Raw genomic sequence first — 22,762 nt, 5'->3', positions numbered from 1 at the left:
AGGATGGAGTGGGTGAAGCCGAGATGAGGGGCGGCCGTTATGCCGTTTGAACAGATCGCGTGGTTGCCGCTGTGCGCCGGGGTGACCGGTGTGGGGCTGGTGTTGAGCTTCCTGCTGCTGCGGCGCAAGGGCGCGGCGGCGGGCCTGCGGGGGGCGGCGTGGTCGCTGATCCCCATGGCGGCCTATCTGACGGGCGCGTTGTCCACCCTGTGGGCGATGGGCACCGCCGCCGTCCGCTTCGTGACCGGGCTGGTGTTCTCGCCGTCCGTGTGGATCGGCGTGGGGCTGACCGGCCTCGCCGTGGTGCTCTACCTCGTCTCCGGGGTGCTGAGGGGCCGGGCGGGTGCCAAGGCCGAGCCCGCCGCCGCCCCGTCGGCGCCGCGCCGCGCCGGCCTGCCCGCCACGGCGGCCCAGGCGCCTGCCACCGAGCCAGCGCGCGCCAAGCAGGCCGCGCCGAAGAAGGCCGCCGACGATGACTTCGGCGACATCGAGGATCTTCTCAAGCGTCGTGGCATCAGCTGACTCCACTAGCGGTATCCTCACGTTGGGTGACGCCCCCGAAGGAATGTCACGAAACCAAGACAGAACTAGAACGTGTTGCAGACAAACCGCTCAAGATCGATACGAATGAATTTCGCGTGAATCACAGTTGAGCCACATAGGTGGCCAAGGGGCTAGTCAGCGCAGCTCAGGCCATACATTCTGCCTCCGGGGGCCGTACCAAGCGGTTTCCACCTTGAGGGTGCATACCCGCACCTATCGGACGACGTCGTCTGCGACCCAGGGGGCCAAGCATGACCGCACCGCTTGACGTCTCCGGCTCGGCCACGGAGGCTCAGCCGGAGTCAGTGCTCGCCGGGTCGGGCAAGGTGATCGAGGGACGCTCGCTCAGCCGTATCGCCTGGACCCGGTTGAAGCGTGACAAGGTCGCCATGGGCGGCGGGATCACAGTGATCTTCCTGATCCTGGTCGCCGTCTTCTCCTCGGTCATCGTCTCGGCGTTCGGCCATCCGCCGCTGGAGTTCCACCCCGACCAGATCGACTCCGCCACCCTGAGCCCGAAGGGCACCTTCGGCGGCGTCAGCTGGGACTTCCTGTTCGGTGTCGAGCCGGTGAACGGGCGTGACATCTTCAGCCGGATCGTGGCGGGGGCCTGGATCTCGCTCCTGATCGGCTTTCTCGCCACCCTCGTGTCCGTGGTGATCGGCACCGTCATGGGCGTGGTCGCGGGCTACTTCGGCGGCTGGGTCGACAACGTGATCGGCCGGATCATGGACGTCTTCCTCGCCTTCCCGCTCCTGGTCTTCGCGATCGCGCTGGCCGGGGTCATCCCGGACGAGGGATTCGGCCTCTCCGGCAACGGGCTGCGCATCGCCCTCCTCGTCTTCATCATCGGCTTCTTCAGCTGGCCGTACATCGGGCGCATCATCCGCGGTCAGACGCTGTCGCTTCGTGAGCGGGAGTTCGTCGACGCCTCGCGCAGCCTCGGCGCGCGCCACACGTACATCATCTTCCGCGAGATCCTGCCCAACCTGATGGCGCCTATCCTGGTGTACGCGACCCTGCTGATCCCGACGAACATCCTGTTCGAGGCGGCCCTCTCGTTCCTCGGCGTCGGCATCAACCCGCCGACCCCGACGTGGGGCGGCATGCTTTCGGAAGCGGTGCGTTTCTACACGCTTCCGCACTTCGTCCTGTTCCCGGGATTGGCGATCTTCATCACCGTCCTGGCGTTCAACCTGTTCGGCGATGGACTGCGGGACGCCTTCGACCCGCGCGCCCGCTGACCGGCTTCGACATTCCGGCCCCCACCTCCAATTAACCAAGGGGAGCAAAGTAGATGAGAAGGAAAACGGCATCGGCAGCGGCCGCGGGAGCGGTCCTTGCCCTGGTGCTCTCTGCCTGCGGCGGAGGCGGTGGAACCCCCCAAGAGCCCGGTGCGAAGGGGGCAGATGCCGTCAAACAGGAGTTCAACGCCGGGCTGACAAAGGTGTTCAACCCTTCCACGAAGAAGGGCGGGACACTCAAGTACGCCCACTCCGGCAACTGGGACAGCCTGGACCCGGGTGACACCTACTACGGTTACTCCTTCAACTTCGGCCGTTACTACTGGCGGACGCTGACCACGTACAAGCCGGTTCCCGGGCCCGAGGGCAACCAGGTGGTCCCCGACCTCGCCGAGGCCCTCGGCGTGCCGGGTGACGAAGGCAAGACCTGGACCTACAAGCTCAAGTCCGGCCTGAAGTTCGAGGACGGCACGCCGATCACCTCCAAGGACGTCGCCTACGCGGTGGCCAGGTCCTTCGACAAGGAGGTGTTCGCGCACGGCCCCTCGTACCTGAACGAGCTGCTCGACTGGCCCAAGGACTACAAGGGCGCCATCAAGGACAAGGACGCCGACATCAAGTCGGCGATCGAGACCCCTGATGACCAGACGATCGTCTTCAAGCTGAAGAAGCCGTTCGCGTCCTTCGACTACATCGTGCAGATGCCGATGACGGCCCCCGTGCCGCAGGCCAAGGACACCGGTGCGAAGTACCAGGAGCACGTGATCTCCTCTGGTCCGTACATGTTCGAGACCAACGAGATCGACAAGCGCTTCACCCTGGTCCGCAACCCGAACTGGGACCCGGCGACCGACCCGAACCGCCCGGCGCTGCCGGACAAGATCGAGGTCCAGCTCCAGGTCAACGCCGACGACCTGGACAACCGGCTGATCGCCGGCGACATCCACGTGGACATCCCGGGCACCGGCATGCAGCCCGCCGCGCTGGGCAAGGTCCTGCCCGACCCCGCGCTCAAGGGCCGCACCGACAACCCGACGATCCCCAGGCTCTGGTTCATCTCGGTCATCCCGGACGTCGCCCCGCTGAACGACGTGCACTGCCGTCGCGCCGTGCAGTACGCCGCGGACAAGGTCTCCAACCAGACCGCGTACGGAGGCGAGTTCTCCGGCGGCGAGATCGCCACGAACGTGATGCCCCCCGGCATCTCCGGCCAGGAGAAGTTCGACCCCTACCCCTCCGCCGGCTTCAAGGGCGACGTGGCCAAGGCCAAGGAGGAGCTCGCCGCCTGCGGCAAGCCTGACGGGTTCGAGACGATCATGTCCTTCCGGGCCGACAGGCCGCGCGAGAAGGCGCTCGCCGAGGCGATGGAGCAGTCGCTCGCCAAGGTCGGCATCAAGCTGACCCTGAAGGGCTTCCCGGCGTCCGACTACTTCTCCAACTACGCGGGCAACCCGGAGTACGTCAAGAAGAACGGCATCGGCCTCGCCGCCCACGGGTGGGGTTCCGACTGGCCTGACGGATACGGCTTCCTGCAGGCCATCATCGACAGCCGGACCATTCGTGACGCGGGTAACTACAACCTCAGCGTGAAGAACACCGACGTCGACAAGCTGGTCGACCAGGCGTCCGCGGAGCTCGACCAGACCGCGCGCGAGAAGCTCTGGGTCGACGCGGACAAGAAGGTCATGGAGGACGCGTCCATCCTGCCGGTGCTGTGGGCGAAGTCGCTGCTCATGCGCGGCCAGGGTGTGACGAACCAGTTCTACAACGAAGGCCAGTCGATGTACGACTACTCGATGCTCGGCGTCCAGTAGTCACCACGGATCGCCCGAGAACCAGCGAAGGCAGGTGGAGGCAGAAGGTGGCCGGCCGGATACGGTGCTCACATATGTCATCAGACGCCTGATCGGCGCGGTAGCCATGCTCGTGGTCGTCAGCATGGTCACCTTCGCGATCTTCTTCGTCGTCCCCCAGCTCGCGGGGGCGACCCCGGAGGCGTTCGCCTCAAGGTACGTCGGCCGGGCGGCCACTCCGGAGACCGTCCAGCTGATCGCCGAGCGGCTGGGATTCAACGATCCGGTCGTGGTGCAGTACGCCCGCTTCGCGAAGGGCATCGTGGTGGGGGCCGAGTACGACTACGGGACCGGGGTCGAACACTGCCCGGTGCCGTGCCTGGGCTACTCCTTCCTCAACCAGCAACCGGTCTGGCCGGACCTGCTCGACCGGATGCCCGTGACCTTCTCCCTGGCGCTCGGCGCCGCGATCATCTGGTTGATCGCCGGCGTGTCCACGGGAGTGGTGTCCGCGCTGCGCCGCGGCAGCTTCTTCGACCGGCTGGCGATGGGCACGGCACTGGCGGGCGTCTCACTGCCGATCTTCTTCACCGGCATGGTCACCCTGGTGGTCTTCAGTTACGGGCTGAACCTGACGGCGCCCGGCGGTTCGTGGACCGACTTCGGGGAGAATCCCGGCGAGTGGGCCTACAACCTGATCCTGCCGTGGATCACCCTGGCCTTCCTGTTCGCCGCGACGTATGCCCGGCTGACCAGGGCGGGCATGCTGGAGACCATGGGGGAAGACTACATACGCACGGCCCGCGCGAAGGGCCTGCGAGAACGTGAGGTGGTGGTCAAACACGGCCTGCGCGCCGCGCTGACCCCGATCCTGACCCTCTTCGGCCTCGACTTCGGCCTGCTGATCGGCGGCGCGGTGCTGACCGAGAGCACCTACAGCCTCCCCGGGCTGGGCAAGTACGCCATCGACGCCATCGCCAACAACGACCTGCCCAAGGTGATGGGGGTCACGCTGCTGACCGCTTGTTTCGTCGTCCTGGCGAGCCTGATCGTCGACCTCCTCTACGCCGTGGTCGACCCGAGGGTGAGACTGTCATGAGCTTCCTTGAACTGAAGGACCTGCGCGTCCACTTCCCGACCGACGACGGCTTGGTCAGGTCCGTCGACGGGCTGTCGTTCTCGCTGGAGCGCGGCAAGACGCTCGGCATCGTGGGCGAGTCCGGCTCCGGCAAGAGCGTCACCAGCCTCGGCATCCTGGGGCTGCACAAGGGCGGGCCGGCGAAGATCTCCGGTGAGATCTGGCTCGACGGCGAGGAACTGGTCAGCGCCACTCCCGAGCACGTGCGACAGCTGCGCGGCAAGAAGATGGCGATGATCTTCCAGGATCCGCTGTCGGCGATGCATCCCTTCTACACCGTGGGCGCCCAGATCATCGAGGCGTACCGGGTGCACCACGACGTTTCCAAGAGCGTCGCGCGCAAGCACGCGATCAACATGCTCGGCCGGGTGGGCATCCCCGAGCCGAGCAGACGGGTCGACGACTACCCGCACCACTTCTCCGGCGGCATGCGGCAGCGAGCGATGATCGCCATGGCGCTGTCGTGCGACCCGGAGCTGCTCATCGCCGACGAGCCGACCACCGCGCTCGACGTGACGGTACAGGCGCAGATCCTCGACCTCATGCGCGACCTGCAGAGCGAGTTCGACTCCGCGCTGATCATCATCACCCACGACCTGGGCGTCGTGGCGGAGCTCGCCGACGACATCCTGGTGATGTACGGCGGCAAGTGCATCGAGTACGGCAACGCGGAGGACATCTTCTACCGCCCCGAGCACCCCTACACCTGGGGACTCCTCGGCTCCATGCCCAGGCTCGACCGGGAGGCGAGCGAGCGGCTGCTGCCGATCAAGGGCAGCCCGCCGTCGCTGATCAACGTGCCGTCCGGGTGCTCGTTCCATCCCCGCTGCCCGTACGCCGAGCGGACCGAGGGGAAGTCGGTCTCGCAGGTGCCGGAGCTGACGGAGACCGACGGCGGCCACCTGGTGCGCTGCCATCTGCCCCGTGCCGAGCGGCGGAGCCTCTGGGAGAACGACGTCAAGCCGATGATGGAGACCACGTGAGCACGCCACCGAACGAGCCGCTGCTGTCGGTCCAAGGGCTGGAGAAGCACTTCCCGGTGACGAAGGGGCTGCTCAAGCGTCAGGTGGGAGCGGTCAAGGCGGTCGACGGCATCTCCTTCGACGTCTACAAGGGGGAGACCCTCGGCCTGGTCGGGGAGTCCGGCTGCGGCAAGTCGACGACGGGCCGGCTGATCACCCGGCTGCTGGAGCCGACGGGGGGCACGGTCACCTTCGAAGGGCAGGACATCTCGCACATGTCGCAGGGACGGCTCAGGCCGTTGCGGCGCGACATGCAGATGATCTTCCAGGACCCGTACTCGTCGCTGAACCCGCGGCACACCGTGGGATCGATCGTGGGGGCGCCGTTCCGGATCCAGGGCATCAAGACGGAACACGGCACCAAGAAGGCGGTCCAGGAGATCCTGGAGCTCGTCGGTCTCAACCCCGAGCACTACAACCGCTACCCGCACGAGTTCTCCGGCGGCCAGCGGCAGCGCATCGGCATCGCGCGGACCCTCGCGCTGAAACCCAAGCTGATCATCGCCGACGAGCCGGTCTCCGCCCTCGACGTGTCCATCCAGGCCCAGGTCGTCAACCTGCTGGAGGACCTGCAGAACGAGCTGGACCTGACCTATGTGGTGATCGCGCACGACCTGTCGGTGGTCCGGCACATCTCCGACCGGGTCGCGGTGATGTACCTCGGGAAGATCGTCGAGGTGGCGGACCGTAAGAGTCTCTACAGCTCGCCGATGCATCCGTACACCAACGCGCTGATGTCGGCGGTGCCGATTCCGGACCCGAAGCGGCGCACCGACCGCGAGCGGATCAGGCTCACCGGCGACGTGCCCTCGCCGCTGAACCCGCCGCCCGCCTGCCGGTTCCACACGCGGTGCTGGAAGGCTCAGGAGGTGTGCAGGACGGTCGAGCCCCCGCTGGAGGAGCTGGCGAGCGGTCACCGGGTGGCCTGTCACTTCCCGGAGAACAGCCCGGCCGACGCGGAGCCCGCCGCCCCGAGGGACGGCCTGGCCGAGCCGGCGGCCCAGCAGAACGGCCCGGCCGTCGCGTGAGGATCAGGGGATGGCGCCAGGGGTGATCAGCCCGGTCTCGTAGGCGAGCACCACGGCCTGGACCCGGTCGCGCAGCGCCAGTTTGGTCAGCACGTTGCCGACGTGGGTCTTCACCGTGGTCTCGCTCACCACCAGCTTGGCGGCGATCTCCGCGTTCGACATGCCGCGGGCGATCAGCTGGAGGACCTCCAGTTCCCGCTCGGTGAGCCGGTCCAGCCGGGCGGGCGTGGACTGCTGGTACGCCGAGGGCAGGCGGCTGGCGAACCTGTCGAGCAGACGGCGGGTCACACTCGGCGCCACGATCGCGTCCCCCGCGGCGACGACCCGGATGGCCTGCACCAACTCCTCCGGCGGCACGTCCTTCAGCAGGAAACCGCTGGCCCCGGCCCGCAGCGCCTCGACGATGTACTCGTCGAGGTCGAAGGTGGTCAGCACCAGCACCTTGGGCACGTGCGATCCCGAGGCGGCCTCCCGCACGATCCTGCGGGTGGCCTCGATGCCGTCGACCCCCGGCATCCGGACGTCCATCAGCACCACGTCGGGCATCAGCGCCCTCGACTGCTCCTGGGCGGCCTTCCCGTCTCCGGCCTCACCCACCACCGTGACCTCCGGCTCCGCCTCCAGGATCAACCGGAAGCCGGTGCGGAGCAGCGGCTGGTCGTCCACCAGCAAAACCCTGATCGTCATAGTCAGTCCTTGAGCGGGAAACGGGCCTTTACCTCAAAACCGCCCCCGGGGCGCGGGCCGATCCTCAAGATTCCACCATAGAGAGCCACCCGCTCGCGAATCCCCACCAGACCGTGACCCGATCGCCGTGTGTCCGCCCGCTCGGGATGGCCGCCCGTGCCCAGCCCGTCGTCCTCGATGTGCACCGTGAACTCACCCGGCTCCTGCCGTACGGTCACCCAGGCCCGTGCGGCCGGCCCCGCGTGGCGGAGCGTGTTGGTCAGCGCCTCCTGGATCAGCCGATAGGCGGCCAGGTCGATCCCCGGCGGCAGCACCGCCCGGCGGCCCTCCATCCACAGCTGGGTGGACAGCCCGGCCTCGCGCATCTGCTCCACCAGCGACGGCAGTTCCTGCAGGCCGGGCTGGGGCCCCCGCTCGGCGGGCCCGTTGCCGTCCATCCGCAGCACGCCCACGATGTCGCGCATCTCCGACATCGCGGTGCGTCCCATCGCCTCGATCGCCGACAGCGCCTCCGCCGCCCCCTCGGGGTTGGTGGTGAGCACCCGCCTGGCCGCGGCGGCCTGCACGGTCATCACGCTCACGTGGTGGGCCACCACGTCGTGCAGTTCGCGGGCGATCCTCGACCGTTCCTCGGCCCTGGCCGCCCGGGTGTCGGACTCCCTGGCCCGCTCCAGCCGTTCGGCCCGGTCACGCAGTTCGGCCAGGTAGGCGCGGCGCAGCCGTACGCTCCGCCCGATCACCCACACCGTCACGGTGAACACCGCGGTGAGCACCTGGCCCATGCGCGCGTCCTCGGACACGCCCATCGCGACCGACACCAGGTAGACGAACAGGTCGATGGACAGCGCGGCCAGGCTCAGCGCCAGCCCCCGGTGCGCGGCGATCGTGTAGATGAGGATCATCAGCGCGAGCCCGAGCAGGGAACTGTTGTGATCCAGCAGCACCAGCACCGCCCGGACCACCTCCAGCACGCACAACAGCAGAAAAGGGCGCAGCCGGCGCAGGACGAGGCTCAGGCAGCCCAGTGAGATCAGCGTGACGCTGAGCGCGTCGGGAGGCTGCGGCTGCCAGTCGCCGGGGAGGGAGAGATGGGCCACGGGGATCGCACCGGCGGTCAGCAGCACCGCGAGGACCGAGTCGGGGACCAGCGGATGCTCGCGAAGCCAGGTCAGAGTGGTGCGCACGCCTTAAATGTAGAACTTCACTCCGGACGGCCACCCTGCCGTGGGTGGAGAACCGTCTCCTCCTCGGGGAGGAGCACAACGCCTCAAAGTTCGTCTGTGGCGGCCCTGCGGCGTCTGCTGCCGGCCATCGTGTCGCCGGGCCGCCGCTCCGGCAGCGGCGGGGGAGTGCCCCCGAACTCGGGGCACAGGGCCTGGTGGTCGCACCAGTCGCACAGCCGGCTCGGCCTGGCCCGCCACTCGCCGGTGGTCAGCGACCGCTCGATCGCCTGCCACAGGGCGCCGACCTTGCGCTCGGTGGCCCGCAGGTCGGCCTCGTCGGGCTCGTAGCGCACGACCTCGCCGTTGCCCAGGTAGATGAGCTGCAACAGGCGCGGCACGGTGCCGTTCAGCCGCCACAGCACCAGGGCGTAGAACTTCATCTGGAACAACGCCTTGGCCTCGAAGTCACGCCTGGGAGCGGTGCCCGTCTTGTAGTCGACCACGCGGACGTCGCCGGTGGGCGCCACGTCGACCCGGTCGATGTAGCCGCGCAGCAGCAGCCCGCTGTCGAGCACCGCCTCCACGTACAGTTCGCGCTCCGCGGGCTCCAGGCGGCTGGGGTCCTCCAGTGTGAAGTAGCGCTCCAGCATGGTGCGCGCCTCGCCGAGCCACCGGGCCCGCTCCTCGTCGTCGGCGAACATCTCCGCGTAGTCGGGCTCACCCTCCAGCAGGCGCAGCCACTGCGGCTCCAGCAGCCCCAGCGCGGCCTGGACGGTGCGGTCGGCCGCCGGGAGGTCGTAGAGCCGCTCCAGCACCGAGTGCACCACCGTGCCGCGCACGGCCGCCTGGGAGGGCCGCTCCGGCAGCCGGTCGATCACCCGGAACCGGTAGAGCAACGGGCACGTCATGAAATCGCCGGCCCGGGACGGCGACAGCGCCCCTATGATCACTTGCTCGGTCGCCGTGCTCTCCGCCATGCCACGAAACTGTAGGCCACGGCACCGACACTTCGTGCGCCGCTCCGGCCGAACCGGAGCCCGCGGCGCGTAGCATCGAGATCGACGATGCGGACGCGGCAGAAGGCGGAGCGAGGCAAGTGAGCACCGAGAGCCCACAGCAGAAATCCCCGGGGCTGCGGATGGGACGGCCATTCGGCATCCCCGTCTACGTCTCCCCGACCTGGTTCATCGTCGCGGCGTTCATCACGATCACCTACAAGGAGAACGTCCAGATCAGCCTGCCCGGGCTGAACGAGGTGGCGAGTTACGGCGTGGCCTTCGCCTTCGCGGTGCTCCTCTACCTCTCGGTCCTGCTGCACGAGCTCGCCCACTGCGTGATGGCCAAGTGGTACGGCCTGCCGGTCCGCAGGATCACCCTCTACCTCCTCGGCGGGGTGTCGGAGATCGAGCGCGAGCCCGAGACCCCCGGCAAGGAGTTCATGGTCGCCTTCGTCGGGCCGCTGCTCTCGCTCGGGCTGGCCGCGGCCGGGTTCCTGCTCGACGTGTTCGTCGTGCCCGAGGGCGGCATCCTGGGCGTGCTCACCTGGCAGCTCTGGGTGGCCAACCTGATCGTCGGCGTGTTCAACCTGCTGCCCGGCCTGCCGCTCGACGGCGGCCGGATGCTGCGCGCCGGAGTGTGGAAGGCGTCCGGCAGTTCCGGCTCGGGCACCGTGGCCGCCGCGTGGGGCGGCAGAGGGCTGGCCATCGTGCTGGTGGCGGTGCCGTTCGCGCTGGCGCTGATGAGCGGCCAGGCGCCGGCCACCCCGTTCGTGCTGTGGTCGGTGCTGCTGGCCGGGTTCATCTGGTTCGGCGCCACCCAGGCGCTGCGCTCCGCGCGGGTCCGCGCCCGCATCCCCCAGGTGAACGCGCGCTCACTGGCCAGGAGGGCGATCCCGGTGACCCCCGACGTCCCGCTCGCCGAGGCGCTGCGCCGGGCGTCGGAGGCCAAGGCGGGCGCCATGGTGGTCGTCGACCACGACGGCCGCCCCATCGCGCTCGTCAACGAGGCCGCGGTCGAGGCGACGCCCGAGCAGCGCAGGCCGTGGGTCACGGCGGGGTCGCTGGCCCGCAGCCTGGAGCCGTCGCTGGTGCTGCCCGCCGACCTGACGGGCGAGGAGCTGATCGACGCGATGCGCGACACCCCCGCGGGGGAGTATCTCCTCGTCGAACGGGGTGGCGAGGTGTACGGCGTGCTCACCACCGCCGACGTCAACCGGGTCTTCAGCGGGGTGTGAGGCGAACCTATTCACCTTCCCGGGCGTCAGACGGAGTAGCGTACGAAGACCAGGAAGCGGTGCGGGGGGAAGATCGCACCGGTTTGTCCTACTCGTTTTCGGCGCGTGCCGCGACTAATGTCTTGGCCAGCTGATCAGGTTGGCCGAGCTACCTGTAGGGACTCATCAATTGGCAACCCCCCATCGACCGGCTCAGCCCGGTGATCTCACACCGGAGCTGCTCTCCGCTCCCGAGTGGACCGACCAGATGGTCGCCGCGGCGGGCATTCCCATGAACGACATCCCCTTTCTCACGATCGGGGGTGGCATGGGGTCCTTCGTCACCGTCGACTACCTGCGGATCTACGGAGTTCCCACCTCCCAGATGCGGGTGATCTCGAACATCGACCACCCGTGGCAGACGTACGAGTTCCTCACACGGTGCTCGCAGATCCCCCGGCCCGAGCGGATCCGCTCCGACTCGTCGTCACGGCCGGACAACCTGTGGGGCTTTCCCTCCTACGCCCTGGAAGAGGCGTGGAAGGAGAAGAAGGTCGGCTACCTCTGGCACATCCTGACCGAGCCGATCATCAACGACTACTGGACGCCCAGGGCGGGCACCGTGTTCCAGTGCCTGGAGCGCGAGGCCAAGCGCATCAACTACTGGGACATGCTGGTCAAGGGCCAGGTCCGGATGGTCCGCCGGCGCGTCGGCGGCGGCTACTTCACCGTCGTCACCCCGCCCGAGGGCGCCTCGCCGACCAAGCGGGTCGTCTTCCGCTCCAGGTTCGTGCACCTCGCCGTCGGCTACCCCGGCCTGAAGTTCCTGCCCGATCTGCAGGAGTTCCGCCAGCGGCACGGCGACTACCAGCACGTGGTCAACGCCTACGAGCCGCACGAGCAGGTCTACGAGTTCCTCAAGACCCGGCCCGGCACCGTGGTGATCCGCGGCGGCGGCATCGTCGCCTCCCGGGTGCTCCAGCGCCTGTTCGACGACCGCGAGCGGCTCAACCTGCAGACGCAGATCGTGCACATCTTCCGCACCTTCGTCTCCGGCTCACACGGCCCCAACGCCTGGTCACGCCGTAAGGGCGGCGACGGCTGGGCCTACCAGGGCTTCAACTACCCCAAGTCGGTGTGGGGCGGCCAGCTCAAGGCCGAGATGCGCAAGCTCGACGGCGAGGCCCGCGCGAAGAAGTACAAGGCGATGGGCGGCACCAACACGCCCTACCGCCGCCGGTGGCAGGAGCAGATGCAGGCCGGCCGCGAGGGCGGCTACTACCACGCGGTGCAGGGCACGGTCGAGCGGGTCGAGCCCAGCCCCGACGGCCGGATGACCAGCTACGTGCGCAGCAAGGACGGGACCATCCGGCAACCCGTCTCCGACTACATCATCGACTGCACCGGCCTGGAGGCCGACATCGCCGAGCACCGGGTCTTCGCCGACCTCCTGGAGTACGGCGGGGCGTTCCGCAACCCGATCGGCCGGCTGGAGGTCGAGCGGCACTTCGAGGTGAAGGGCACCGCCAGCGGCGACGGCGCGCTCTACGCCTCCGGCTCGGCCACCCTGGGCGGCTACTTCCCCGGCGTCGACACCTTCCTCGGGCTGCAGGTCGCCGCCCAGGAGATCGCCGACGACCTCGCGCGACGGGGCTTCTGCCGCAAGATGGGGCCGCTGCGCTCGACGAGCCAGTGGTTCAAGTGGGCCCGTAACTCGACGGTGTAAAGGAGATCTCCCGTGGTACCCACGCTGTTCGGACGCCTCCAGACGCGGCTGTTCCTCCTGGCCACCGTCGGGCTGATCGTCACCCTGCTCATCGTCCCCATCCTGCCCGGCACCGAAGGCCCGCTCGGCGACCTGTACCTCAGCGCCATCCTGGTGCTGGCCATGGTCGCCGTCCTCGGGCTCGTCTGGGAGCTCCTCTACCACTTCCTCATGCAGTTCCGCTGGGAGAAGGACTGGCCGACGCTGTTCGGTTTGTTAACACTCATCCCCGAAGGACTACTACTGTTCTTTTTGCTACGGTCCGGTGCAGTGGGCTTCATCGATCCGGCTCCGCCCGCCGCCGCGTTCTGGACGCACTTCCTGGTGGTATGGATGTGTGTGTGGCTGGTGGCCAACGGTCCGATGCGGGTGCCGTTCATCAGGTGGCGTTTCCGGGGAGGGAGAGTTCTGTGACCGACCAGGGCTTCGGAGTGGTTCGCCCACTTCCGGGCAACGGGCTGGTCGCCCATGTGGGTGGCCTGCTCCTGGTGTGCGACGCGGCCGACGCCGTCGTCTCCGAGCTGCTGGGGGCGCTCCGCGAGACCGCGGCCTCCGGCGGCGACGGCAGGGCGCTGGCCCGCCGGGCCGCCCAGGTGCTCGCCCGTGACATGTCGGCCGCGCCCACCGCGTGCGCCGTGGCCGGGCCCACCGCGGGCGGCGTCGCCGTGCTCGTCAGCGGCGAGGCCGCGGCGACGGTGGCGGCCGCGACCGGCGAGGTCCGCCTCGCCGGCACCGACTCGCTGACCTGGACCGACCGGCTCGTGCCCGGCCCGGTCAGCCAGGTCGAGCTGCGCCTCCCGGGAGCCGGCACCGCCCATCCCCAGGTACGGCTGGACGACGGTGTCGTCGTCGGCGGCGGCGTGAGCTGCGACTGCGCCGACGGTGGCGCCGCGCCCGCCCGCCCGCTCGCCGCGGCCCCGGCCACGTCGAGTCACGAGTCCTTCCCGGCCATGCCGGCGCCCGTGATGGAGGAGGCGCCTTCTCCGGGCGGCCAGAGCGCCATGCCCGCCCGCTCCGAGACGGCCGCCGAGCACTCCGCACCGGCCGCCGAACCCCCAGGGCCGGGATTCGACCCTCCGGGCTCCACCGGCGACCACCCGGGACCGGGCGCAGGCCGCTCAGGGCAGAGCGGGGATCGTCCGGCGCCGTTCTTCGAGCCGGAGGCGCCGCCACCGCCCCCGATGCCGCCGATGGGGCAGCAGCCCCCGTATCCGCTCGGCGCCGACCCCATGCCGCCGTCCCCCATGCCCCCGCCCCCGATGCCGCCGAACCCCACCGGCCCGATGGGCCCCGGCCTGGGCGGCCCGCCTCACGGCCACGGCCACGGGCCTGGACCCGGTCCTGGGCCCGCGTACGGCCACGGCCAGCCGTCCGACCCCTACCTGATGCCGCCCCCGCCCGCCGATCCGATGTCCCACGGCATGCCGCCGGCCGACGACGGAGATCACGACAGGAACAACGGCGTCCCCGGCGAGCCCTTCGAGGCCGTCCTGCTCGTCCCGGACCACGGTCAGGGTCAGGGGCAGGGGGGTCAGGGGGAGCCCGAGCCCCCCGCCGACTACTCCGAGCCGGAGGCGCGCCCGCTCGTCTACGGCGTCGACTGCAAGAACGACCACTTCAACGACCCCCGGGTCCCCTACTGCGCCGTGTGCGGCATCGCCCTCGTCCAGCGCACCCTCGTCCCCTACAAGGGCCCCCGCCCGCCGCTCGGCGTGCTCCTGCTCGACGACGGCATGACCCTCCGCCTCGACACCGACTACCTGGTCGGCCGCGATCCCGAACGGGCGGCCGAGGTCGCCTCGGGCACCGCCAGGCCCGCCAAGGTCACCAGCCCCGACGGCTCGGTCTCCCGCCGCCACCTGCGGGTGGCCCTCGACGGCTGGGATGTCAACCTGGTCGATCTGGGCTCCGTCAACGGCACCCAGATCCAGCCGCCCGGCGACCCCAACTTCTACGACATCCCCCCTAACGAGGCGGTCTCCATCGCCCCGGGCACCACCGTCCGGATCGGCGTGTCCCGCACCATGCGTTACGAGTCCCACCGCAACCGCTGACCTCCGCTTCGCCGGACCGCGGGCGGCACCGGATCAGCACGCGGAGGCGCCCTGTCGCGTTCAGGGCGTCAGGTCTTCCCGGGCCCGGAGCTCGGTGGATCAGGCGGGGGCGGGGGTCGGACGCAGCTCCGAGACGGCGGCCGGCCAGTCGACCGGGTCGGGGTCCCGCTCAGGGCGGACCAGCAGGTGCACGCCCTCGGGGACGGAATCCCCCTCGTCCAGGGCGATCACCAGGGCGTCCGCAGGCGGTTCGCCCGCCGTCGTCGCCTGGACTCCCAGCTTGGCCAGCCGCCCGGCCAGACCCGCCGCCCGGCTGCCGCCCACGACGACCAGGGGCCGCCCCCCGGTCAGGGCCAGGATCAGCGCCACGTGCGCGGCGGCGTCCGCGGCGGAGGAGTGATGGACCGCGATCGGCGACGCGCCGCCGTAGGGAGGGGAACCGGGCTCGGAGACGGCGGAACCCGCCACGGGCGCGCCCGTCGACGGGGCGTCCGGCAGGGGGACGGAGGACAGGTCGGCGAGGGCGGGGACGCGCAGGACGGTGATCACGCGGCAGCCGGCCGTGGCGTGGATCTCGGCGTGCCCGGGGACGTCCGCGGGGAGCACCACCAGGTCGGGCTGGGCGGAGGAGACGAGGCCGGGGGTCTCGGCCGCGACGTCGGCGGAGAAGCGGCTGACGACGCGGACCTCGGCCCCGCGGGCGCGGGCGTGCGTGGCCAGGTTCTCCAGGTCCTGCATGGTCTGCGCCATGTCGGCGAGCTCGAAGGACAGGCCCGTGCCGACCTCCAGCCGCCCGGGCGGGTAGGGCTGGAGATGGCCGATGATCACCTCGGCGGGTGATTTGGCCCGGGCGAGCGCGGCGGTCAGGTCGACGAGCGGGGCGCCCTCGGTGGCGGTGGCCGGCAGCACCGTCAGCGCGCGGTGGGCGGCGGTGATGCCGAGCGCGGCCCGTTCGGCCTCGGCGATGTCGCGGGCCACCCGCGTCTCGGGGTAGATGCGGCGCAGCATCGGCCCGGTCATCGCGGTCGTCACCAGCGCCATGACCACCATCAAGGAGTACAGCTCGTTGTCGAGCACGCCCTTCTGGAGGCCGACGGTGAGGATGACGATCTCGGTCAGGCCGCGCGTGTTGAGCAGCGTCGCCAGCGCCCACGACTGGCGGTTGGGCAGCCGCCGGCTCCTGGCCGCGGCGTAGGAGCCGAGCAGCTTGCCGCCGATCGCGACGGCCAGGATCGCCGCCAGGGTGCCGATACTGGAGACGTCGAGCTCGCGCAGGTTGACGTTGAGCCCGGCGACCACGAAGAACACGGGCAGCAGCAACAGCACGGCGAGTTGTTCGAGGCGCTCCAGGATCTGGTGGTTGAGCCGCTCGGCCCCCGTACGCGGCATCACCACCCCGAAGAGGAACGCGCCGAAGATGAAGTGCACGTGCATCCACTCGGTGGCCCAGGCGGAGCCGATCAGTCCGATGAGCACCACCGCCAGCAGCCCCGGCGTCAGCCGCCCCGCCCGCTCGAACTCGGGCACCAGCCGCGCCAGCAGCGGCCGCACAACGAAGAACATCACCAGCGCGTACGGCAACGCCAGCAGGACCTTCCACTGCCCCTCGGCCTCGCCCGCCCCCGCGATGCCGACGACGACCGCCAGCACGGTCCAGGCGAGGACGTCGATGACGGCGGCGGAGGCCAGCGACAGGCCGCCGATCGTGGTGCGGTGCATGCCCCGGTCGGTGAGGATGCGGGCCAGCACGGGGAAGGCGGTGGCGGCCATGGCCGCGCCCAGGAACAGCACGAACGGCAGGGTCTTGCCCTCGTCGACGTGATCGCCGGCCAGGCCGTACGCGAGGATGACGCCCAGCACGAAGGGCAGCACGGTCGAGCCGGCGGCCACCGTCACGGCGAGCCGGCCCTTGCCCTTGACCAGCTTCTGGTCCAGTTCCAGGCCCACTACGAACATGAACAGCAGCAGGCCTACGTTGGCGAGCGCCTGCAGCGGCGGGAGCATCTCCGGCCCGAACAGCTCATCGCCGATGAACGGGCCGAGCAGCGTCGGGCCCAGCAGGATGCCGGCGACGATCTCGCCGATCACCGGCGGCTGCCCGAGACGCCTGGCGAGGGCGCCCAGCAGCCGAGCCGCAGCGAGGATGATCATAAGATCCAGCAGCAGCACGTCGACCCGAAGCATCGGCGTCCTTCCCTGAAAGGAAAGAAAAGACCAAGAATGACCACGGCGACGTTACCGTGTGGGGAACGCCCGTAGCGACAGAACGCGGGCAGGGGAGGGAGAGGCGTCAGTGGAAGGCATCGCTGACTACGTGTTCGTCCGTTCGCTGGGCGCGGGCAACCACGGGGAGTTCTACCTGGCGAAACGGCCGGAACGGCTGCCGGTCGACGCGGAGCACGTCGCGGTGAAGGTGGTGGGCGGCACCGGGCAGGACGCGTTCAGGCGCGCCACCAGGGAGCTGAAGGCGTTCGCCGCGGTGCGCTCGCCGTTCCTCGTCACGCTCTACGACGCGGGGCAGCAGGGCGGGGTGTTCTACTACTCGATGGAATACCTCCCCGGCGGCTCGCTGGCCAGGCCGTCCGAGCCGCCCGAGCGCGGAACGACGCTGCGGGCGATCGCGTGCGCGGCCAGGGCGGCCCAGGCGCTGCACGAGGAGGGCATCGTGCACCGTGACATCCGCCCGGGGAACGTCCTGCTGACCGGCGACGGCGGCAAGCTGTCCGACCTCGGTCTGTCACAGGTCCTGATGCCCGGCGCGACCGTCACCGGGATGGGCGGCATCGGCTCCGTGGAGTTCACCGACCCCGCGTTGCTCCAGGGGGACACGCCGACTCCGGCGGGCGACGTGTGGTCGCTGGGCGCCACCCTGCACTGGGCGGCGACCGGCGCGGGACTGTACGGCGAGCTGCCCACCCACGACGCGCTGCTCACCCTGCGCAAGGTCTACAGCAGCCGGCCGGCGGTGAACCCCGGCCTGGAGCCCGAGGTCGCCGACCTGGTCCACGCCTGCATCGGCGACGAGTCCGACCGGCTCACCGCCGCCGGGCTGGCCGACCGGCTCTACGCCCTCGCCATGTGACCGCCGCCGAGCGTGACGGGGCCCGCGGCCCCGTCACCGGCACGCCGTCACGGAACGGCCCGCTCCGCGGCTGAGAAGGCGTGTACGGCCCGCAGCATCCGGGTCGCGGCCTCGAACCCGCACGCCGCCTCCAGGGCCCGTCCGGCCGCCACCGCGAACCTGGTCAGCAGTTCCTCGTCGTGCCCGTCGAACCGGCGGCCCGCCACCCACAGGTACGCCTGCCTGCGCGTGCTCAGCGGGATCGGCGCCGCGAGGAATCCCGGGTCGCCCATCCCGGCGTCACGCGGCAGCCGTACCGGGTCGGAGTTCGTCGCGAGGATCTTCAGCACCCCGCTCTCCTGAACCCAGCGGCTCACCTGGAGCGGGTCGCCGGGCGGGATGCGCGACCGCATCGGGAAGGCGAGCTCGTCGGCGGGTTCCACCTCCACCAGGCCCGAGCAGCGGACCGCGCAGAGCGCCGCGGCGGCCTCCACGAGTCGGTCGATCAGGTCGCCGGGGTCATGACCGGCGAAGGACGCGATCAGCATCCGTAGCGAATCCTCGGCCTCGGAAGCCGGCCACATGCGCTCTGACGTGCCCATCCGGTTCCCTCTCCTCGGTGAGTGGGGGACGCTCGACAGCAACGGCGGTGAAGGGGCGGTGATCGGAGTATCACCGCCGAATCGGGACTTGACCACCCCCTACACCCGACGAACACCGCCGCCGGGTGTATCAAGCGGGCCGCCGGCGGCTCTGTCCGGGTATAGGGGGCCCGGAATGTGGAAGAGCGGGAGCCGATGAGCACGATGCGGGTTGAGCCGTCGACCACCACGGCGCCACCGTCCTGGGAAGTGTGGATGCGGGGGCGGGGCGCTGAGGTGATCGTGATGATGCGGATCGGGCACCAGGTCTCGGAACTGAGCCTCACCGGCGACCGGGACGTACTGGCGGCGCTGGGCGAGATCCTCGGCGCGATCCGGTGAGGGGGTCAGGGACGCAGGCGTGCCCATTCCACGTTGTCGCGGCGGGTGCCGTCGGGGCCGGGCAGCAGGGCGCGCTGCACGGACTCCCGGGTGAAGCCCGCTCGTTCGAGCACCCGTTGGGAGGCCGTGTTGTCCGGGTCGGTGCCCGCCACGATCCGGTGCAGCGCCGTGTGCTCGAAGGCCCAGCCGGCCAGCAGGTTCACCGCTCGCGTGACGAAACCCCTGCCCCGGTGCCCGGCCAGCAGCGAGTAACCGACCATGGCCTGGCCGAGCGGCGGCATGATCTGCATGAGCTGGATGTGACCGGCGAACTCGCCCGTCACCGCGTCCTTGACGGCCAGCTCGGCCCGCTCGCCGGCGAGCCACCACATGCCGGTCTTCCGGCACCGCTCGGCGATCTCCTCGAACGGGGGCGGGTCCGGCGGCACGTGGTACCTCAGCACCAGCGGGTCCGTCATCATCCGGTGGAAGCCGGGCGCGTCCGCCACCGTGATCGGCTCAAGCCGCACCACCCCGTCGGTGAGCGATCCGCCGGGCGGGAACGGCAGGTAGGGGCGCACCGGGTCGCCGGGGTCGCCGGCGAGCCTGGCGAAGGACACCATGTCGTGCCGCAGCCCGTCACGCCGGGGCTCGCACCCTCGCTGGACCCCCTCGGCCAGGAACCCGGCGGCGTACGCCACCCGCTGGCTCGCCACGTTCTCCACGTCGGCCAGCAGTTCCACGCGCGCCACGCCCCGGGCGAACGCCCAGGCCGTCAGGGCCCGCGTCGCGGCGGTCGCGGAGCCCTTGCCGCGCGCCCACGGCGCCATCAGGTAGCCGATCTCGGCGTTGCCGCGCACGTCCGGCGGCTTGAGCCCGATGTTGCCCAGCCACTCGCCGCTCACCGGATCGGCGACGGCGAACTGGGCCGCGCCCGCGACCCAGGCCGCCGCCGCGGCCTGCAGGAAGGAGACGGCGTCGTCACGCGTGTACGGCGTGGGCACCGAGGGGATGAACTCGGCGATCAGGGGATCGGCGCAGGCACGGGCGATCGCGTCGGCGTCGGTCTCCTCGTGTGGCCGCAGCTGCACGCGGCCCGCGGAAATGACCTCAGGGGTGAACACCCCCTCTTGCTACCAGGATCCCCCCATCCCGGGCGAATCATCAGGCGACGGCTCTGCGCCCGTCCGGCGGACACTACGCTTTCCGGCATGGGTTTCCGCAGGCACGGGCCGTTCCAGCCCGGCGATCAGGTTCAGCTCACCGATCCGAAGGACAAGCGGCATACGGTGACGCTGCGTGAGGGCGCGTCCTTCCACACGCACAAGGGAGCGATCCCGCACGACGAGCTGATCGGGCAGCCGGAGGGCTCCGTCGTGCGGTCCTCCGGCGGCACGCCGTACGTGGCCTTCCGGCACCTCCTGCAGGACTACGCGGTCTCGATGCCGCGCGGCGCGGCGGTGGTCTACCCGAAGGACGCGGCGATGATCGTCGGGATGGCCGACGTGTTCCCGGGCGCGCGGGTGGTCGAGGCGGGCGTCGGCTCGGGGGCGCTGAGCTGCTTCCTGCTGCGTGCGGTGGGGGAGAGCGGCCATCTCACCTCCTACGAGCGCCGCGAGGAGTTCGCCGACGTGGCGCGCAAGAACGTGGAGCGGTTCTACGGCGGGCCGGTGGAGCAGTGGCGGCTGGTCGTGGGCGATTTCGTGGCGGCGCTCGACGAGACCGACGTCGACCGGGTGATCCTCGACATGCTCGCTCCGTGGGAGTGCGTGGACGCCGCGGCGAAGGCGCTGACGCCCGGTGGCGTGATCTGCTGCTACGTCGCCACGACGACGCAGATGTCGCGCACCGTCGAAACCATCAGGGAGCACGGGAGTTTCACGGAGCCGCATTCGTGGGAGACCCTCATCCGCGACTGGCATGTCGAAGGGCTCGCTGTCCGTCCCGGCCATCGGATGGTCGGGCACACCGGGTTTCTCGTCTCCGCCCGTCGCATGGCGGACGGGGTCACACCCCCGCCGCGCCGCAGACGCCCGGCGAAGGGGGCCTATGGGGACGACAGTGGTGCTCAGTGAAGGTGACGATTCAGCCACAGCGGTGAAACAGGCATGACACGGGAACAGATTGTCGTGTTCATATGCTGCCAGTAGTAAACGCACCATTGGGGATTAATCACCGAACACCGGTTGTAACTAGACGAACACTGCCCGGCCAGGTTACGGAAAGCCTTGAGATAGGTAGGGTCATTAGTAGTCGCCCTCGACTGGGAAGGAGGTGACGGGGCGTGGCAGCTCGCGACGACGCAGAGGCTCGAGCCGCGCAGCGCGAACGGGAGGTCGCAGATCTCACAACACAGGTCTCCTTCCTCCAGGAGGAGATCACAGCGCTGCGCAGGAAGCTGGCGGAGTCTCCCCGTCAGGCCAGGGTTCTCGAAGAACGGCTCCACGAGGCACAGGCCAATCTGGCGGCGGTCACCAGCCAGAACGAACGCCTGGTGGCCACCCTCAAGGAGGCCAGGGACCAGATAGTCGCGCTCAAGGAGGAGGTCGACCGGCTGGCACAACCGCCGTCCGGCTTCGGCGTCTTCCTTGAGACCCGAGAAGACGGCACGGTGGAGATCTTCACCGGTGGCCGCAAACTACGCGTCAACGTCAGCCCGGCGGTGGACGTCGAAGCCCTCAGGCGTGGCCAGGAGGTCATGCTCAACGAGGCGCTCAACGTCGTCGAAGCGCTCGGCTACGAGTCCGTTGGCGAGATCGTCATGCTCAAGGAACTCCTTGAGGACAACGAGCGGGCACTGGTGATCTCACACGCCGACGAGGAGCGTGTGGTCCGCCTCGCCGAATCGCTGGTCGACCAGCCGATAAGGGCAGGCGACTCGCTGTTGCTGGAGCCCCGCTCCGGCTACGTCTACGAGCGCATCCCCAAGTCCGAGGTCGAAGAGCTCGTGCTGGAGGAGGTCCCCGACATCTCCTACGAGGAGATCGGCGGGCTGTCCCGGCAGATCGAGCAGATCAGGGACGCCATCGAGCTGCCCTACCTGCACGCCGACCTGTTCCGCGAGCACGAGCTGCGCCCGCCCAAGGGCGTGCTTCTCTACGGCCCGCCCGGCTGCGGCAAGACGCTCATCGCCAAGGCCGTCGCCAACTCCCTGGCCAAGCAGGTCGCGGAGAAGACCGGCCAGTCCGGCAAGAGCTTCTTCCTCAACATCAAGGGCCCCGAGCTTCTCAACAAGTACGTCGGCGAGACCGAGCGGCACATCCGCCTGGTCTTCCAGCGTGCCCGGGAGAAGGCGTCGGAAGGCACCCCCGTCATCGTGTTCTTCGACGAGATGGACTCCATCTTCCGCACCCGCGGCTCGGGAGTCTCCTCCGACGTCGAGAACACGATCGTCCCCCAGTTGCTGTCGGAGATCGACGGAGTGGAGGGGCTGGAGAACGTCATCGTCATCGGCGCCTCCAACCGCGAGGACATGATCGACCCGGCGATCCTGCGGCCCGGCCGCCTGGACGTCAAGATCAAGATCGAGCGGCCCGACGCCGAAGCGGCCAAGGACATCTTCTCGAAGTACATCACCACCGGGCTCCCACTCGGTGCCGACGACCTGTCCGAGCACGACGACTCGCGCGCGGCCACGGTTCAGGCGATGATCCAGCGGGTCGTCGAACGGATGTACACCGAGACCGAGGAGAACCGCTTCCTCGAGGTGACCTACGCCAACGGCGACAAGGAAGTCCTCTACTTCAAGGACTTCAACTCCGGCGCCATGATCCAGAACATCGTCGACCGCGGCAAGAAAATGGCGATCAAGGAGTTCCTGGAGACCGGCCGCAAGGGCCTGCGGGTGGCGCACCTGCTGGCGGCCTGCGTGGACGAGTTCTCCGAGAACGAAGACCTGCCCAACACCACCAACCCCGACGACTGGGCCCGCATCTCCGGCAAGAAGGGCGAGCGGATCGTCTACATCCGCACCCTCGTCTCCGGAAAGCAGGGCACCGAGGCCGGCCGGTCCATCGACACGGTGGCCAACACCGGCCAGTACCTCTGATCACAGGCTGAACGGCGCGGCCCGTCCCCGAATGGGGGGCGG

Annotated in this window: 20 protein-coding genes; 14 read left to right on the top strand and 6 right to left on the bottom strand. The window is 69.6% G+C overall.

The window, feature by feature from the left end; genetic code table 11:
• The first annotated feature begins 39 nt into the window (after window positions 1-39).
• From MBA17_RS16850 to MBA17_RS16825, 6 genes are all read left to right on the top strand, one after another.
• A complete protein-coding gene (locus tag MBA17_RS16850) occupies window positions 40-522 on the top strand; it encodes a cellulose synthase (protein ID WP_238497417.1) in 483 nt (160 codons plus the stop codon).
• A 272-nt stretch (window positions 523-794) separates the two neighbouring features.
• Window positions 795-1,787, top strand: a complete 993-nt coding sequence (locus MBA17_RS16845) for an ABC transporter permease (protein WP_238497416.1) — start codon at window positions 795-797, stop codon at window positions 1,785-1,787.
• Window positions 1,788-1,840: 53 nt separating this feature from the next.
• On the top strand, window positions 1,841-3,601 hold the full coding sequence (locus MBA17_RS16840; protein WP_238497415.1) for an ABC transporter substrate-binding protein: 1,761 nt from the start codon (window positions 1,841-1,843) through the stop codon (window positions 3,599-3,601).
• Between the two features lie 64 nt (window positions 3,602-3,665).
• Window positions 3,666-4,679: an ABC transporter permease gene (locus MBA17_RS16835; RefSeq protein WP_238497414.1), complete on the top strand. Its 1,014-nt coding sequence runs from the start codon at window positions 3,666-3,668 to the stop codon at window positions 4,677-4,679.
• The gene (locus MBA17_RS16830) at window positions 4,676-5,701 is read left to right on the top strand and encodes an ABC transporter ATP-binding protein (RefSeq protein WP_238497413.1); all 1,026 of its coding nucleotides are present in this window, start codon (window positions 4,676-4,678) and stop codon (window positions 5,699-5,701) included. The genes MBA17_RS16835 and MBA17_RS16830 overlap by 4 nt, the downstream gene beginning before the upstream one ends.
• Entirely contained in the window at window positions 5,698-6,768 is a 1,071-nt protein-coding gene (locus MBA17_RS16825) for an ABC transporter ATP-binding protein (RefSeq protein WP_455432773.1), read from the top strand. The genes MBA17_RS16830 and MBA17_RS16825 overlap by 4 nt, the downstream gene beginning before the upstream one ends.
• A gap of 3 nt (window positions 6,769-6,771) precedes the next feature.
• Here the strand turns inward: MBA17_RS16825 and MBA17_RS16820 are convergent, their stop codons facing one another.
• From MBA17_RS16820 to MBA17_RS16810, 3 genes are all read right to left on the bottom strand, one after another.
• The gene (locus MBA17_RS16820; RefSeq protein WP_238497412.1) at window positions 6,772-7,455 is read right to left on the bottom strand and encodes a response regulator; all 684 of its coding nucleotides are present in this window, start codon (window positions 7,453-7,455) and stop codon (window positions 6,772-6,774) included.
• A gap of 2 nt (window positions 7,456-7,457) precedes the next feature.
• A complete protein-coding gene (locus MBA17_RS16815; RefSeq protein WP_238497411.1) occupies window positions 7,458-8,639 on the bottom strand; it encodes a sensor histidine kinase in 1,182 nt (393 codons plus the stop codon).
• 83 nt (window positions 8,640-8,722) lie between these two features.
• Window positions 8,723-9,595 (bottom strand): RecB family exonuclease, encoded by an 873-nt coding sequence (locus MBA17_RS16810; protein WP_238497410.1) that lies wholly within the window; start codon window positions 9,593-9,595, stop codon window positions 8,723-8,725.
• Between the two features lie 161 nt (window positions 9,596-9,756).
• On the opposite strand from MBA17_RS16810, the gene MBA17_RS16805 reads away from it, so the two are divergent.
• From MBA17_RS16805 to MBA17_RS16790, 4 genes are all read left to right on the top strand, one after another.
• Window positions 9,757-10,851 (top strand): site-2 protease family protein, encoded by a 1,095-nt coding sequence (locus MBA17_RS16805; RefSeq protein ID WP_238497578.1) that lies wholly within the window; start codon window positions 9,757-9,759, stop codon window positions 10,849-10,851.
• A 169-nt stretch (window positions 10,852-11,020) separates the two neighbouring features.
• Window positions 11,021-12,556, top strand: a complete 1,536-nt coding sequence (locus MBA17_RS16800; RefSeq protein ID WP_238497409.1) for a hypothetical protein — start codon at window positions 11,021-11,023, stop codon at window positions 12,554-12,556.
• Window positions 12,557-12,568: 12 nt separating this feature from the next.
• Window positions 12,569-13,009: a hypothetical protein gene (locus MBA17_RS16795; RefSeq protein ID WP_238497408.1), complete on the top strand. Its 441-nt coding sequence runs from the start codon at window positions 12,569-12,571 to the stop codon at window positions 13,007-13,009.
• On the top strand, window positions 13,006-14,649 hold the full coding sequence (locus tag MBA17_RS16790) for an FHA domain-containing protein (protein WP_238497407.1): 1,644 nt from the start codon (window positions 13,006-13,008) through the stop codon (window positions 14,647-14,649). The genes MBA17_RS16795 and MBA17_RS16790 overlap by 4 nt, the downstream gene beginning before the upstream one ends.
• A gap of 99 nt (window positions 14,650-14,748) precedes the next feature.
• Here MBA17_RS16790 and MBA17_RS16785 read toward each other — a convergent pair whose 3' ends face one another.
• On the bottom strand, window positions 14,749-16,833 hold the full coding sequence (locus tag MBA17_RS16785) for a cation:proton antiporter (protein ID WP_238497406.1): 2,085 nt from the start codon (window positions 16,831-16,833) through the stop codon (window positions 14,749-14,751).
• A 109-nt stretch (window positions 16,834-16,942) separates the two neighbouring features.
• Between MBA17_RS16785 and MBA17_RS16780 the strand changes: the two genes are divergently transcribed.
• A complete protein-coding gene (locus MBA17_RS16780) occupies window positions 16,943-17,731 on the top strand; it encodes a serine/threonine-protein kinase (RefSeq protein ID WP_238497405.1) in 789 nt (262 codons plus the stop codon).
• 47 nt (window positions 17,732-17,778) lie between these two features.
• Here MBA17_RS16780 and MBA17_RS16775 read toward each other — a convergent pair whose 3' ends face one another.
• The gene (locus tag MBA17_RS16775) at window positions 17,779-18,258 is read right to left on the bottom strand and encodes a GAF domain-containing protein (RefSeq protein WP_238497404.1); all 480 of its coding nucleotides are present in this window, start codon (window positions 18,256-18,258) and stop codon (window positions 17,779-17,781) included.
• Between the two features lie 249 nt (window positions 18,259-18,507).
• Here MBA17_RS16775 and MBA17_RS16770 point away from each other — a divergent pair, with 249 nt between their 5' ends.
• Entirely contained in the window at window positions 18,508-18,693 is a 186-nt protein-coding gene (locus MBA17_RS16770; protein WP_238497403.1) for a hypothetical protein, read from the top strand.
• 5 nt (window positions 18,694-18,698) lie between these two features.
• Here the strand turns inward: MBA17_RS16770 and MBA17_RS16765 are convergent, their stop codons facing one another.
• Window positions 18,699-19,796, bottom strand: coding sequence for a GNAT family N-acetyltransferase (locus MBA17_RS16765; protein WP_238497402.1), 1,098 nt, complete (start codon window positions 19,794-19,796; stop codon window positions 18,699-18,701).
• Between the two features lie 87 nt (window positions 19,797-19,883).
• Here MBA17_RS16765 and MBA17_RS16760 point away from each other — a divergent pair, with 87 nt between their 5' ends.
• Window positions 19,884-20,747 (top strand): tRNA (adenine-N1)-methyltransferase, encoded by an 864-nt coding sequence (locus tag MBA17_RS16760; protein WP_238497401.1) that lies wholly within the window; start codon window positions 19,884-19,886, stop codon window positions 20,745-20,747.
• Window positions 20,748-20,956: 209 nt separating this feature from the next.
• Window positions 20,957-22,720 (top strand): proteasome ATPase, encoded by a 1,764-nt coding sequence (arc, locus tag MBA17_RS16755; RefSeq protein WP_238497400.1) that lies wholly within the window; start codon window positions 20,957-20,959, stop codon window positions 22,718-22,720.
• Window positions 22,721-22,762: the final 42 nt, after the last annotated feature.

The sequence above is a fragment of the Dolomitihabitans soli genome, assembly GCF_022213955.1.
Classification (GTDB): Bacteria; Actinomycetota; Actinomycetes; order Streptosporangiales; family Streptosporangiaceae; genus Streptosporangium_A; species Streptosporangium_A soli.
The sequence above is the reverse complement of the archived record's forward strand: the minus strand, read 5'-3'. Positions and strand labels throughout refer to the sequence as shown.

What these genes read in the sequence shown, in the direction of transcription:
- MBA17_RS16760 (WP_238497401.1), top strand. Translation starts at nt 19,884, where the DNA reads ATGGGTTTCCGCAGGCACGGGCCGTTCCAGCCCGGCGATCAGGTTCAG.
- MBA17_RS16805 (WP_238497578.1), top strand. Translation starts at nt 9,757, where the DNA reads ATGGGACGGCCATTCGGCATCCCCGTCTACGTCTCCCCGACCTGGTTC.
- MBA17_RS16810 (WP_238497410.1), bottom strand. Translation starts at nt 9,595, where the DNA reads ATGGCGGAGAGCACGGCGACCGAGCAAGTGATCATAGGGGCGCTGTCG.
- MBA17_RS16820 (WP_238497412.1), bottom strand. Translation starts at nt 7,455, where the DNA reads ATGACGATCAGGGTTTTGCTGGTGGACGACCAGCCGCTGCTCCGCACC.
- MBA17_RS16840 (WP_238497415.1), top strand. Translation starts at nt 1,841, where the DNA reads ATGAGAAGGAAAACGGCATCGGCAGCGGCCGCGGGAGCGGTCCTTGCC.
- MBA17_RS16785 (WP_238497406.1), bottom strand. Translation starts at nt 16,833, where the DNA reads ATGCTTCGGGTCGACGTGCTGCTGCTGGATCTTATGATCATCCTCGCT.
- MBA17_RS16770 (WP_238497403.1), top strand. Translation starts at nt 18,508, where the DNA reads ATGAGCACGATGCGGGTTGAGCCGTCGACCACCACGGCGCCACCGTCC.
- MBA17_RS16850 (WP_238497417.1), top strand. Translation starts at nt 40, where the DNA reads ATGCCGTTTGAACAGATCGCGTGGTTGCCGCTGTGCGCCGGGGTGACC.
- MBA17_RS16845 (WP_238497416.1), top strand. Translation starts at nt 795, where the DNA reads ATGACCGCACCGCTTGACGTCTCCGGCTCGGCCACGGAGGCTCAGCCG.
- MBA17_RS16830 (WP_238497413.1), top strand. Translation starts at nt 4,676, where the DNA reads ATGAGCTTCCTTGAACTGAAGGACCTGCGCGTCCACTTCCCGACCGAC.
- MBA17_RS16775 (WP_238497404.1), bottom strand. Translation starts at nt 18,258, where the DNA reads ATGCTGATCGCGTCCTTCGCCGGTCATGACCCCGGCGACCTGATCGAC.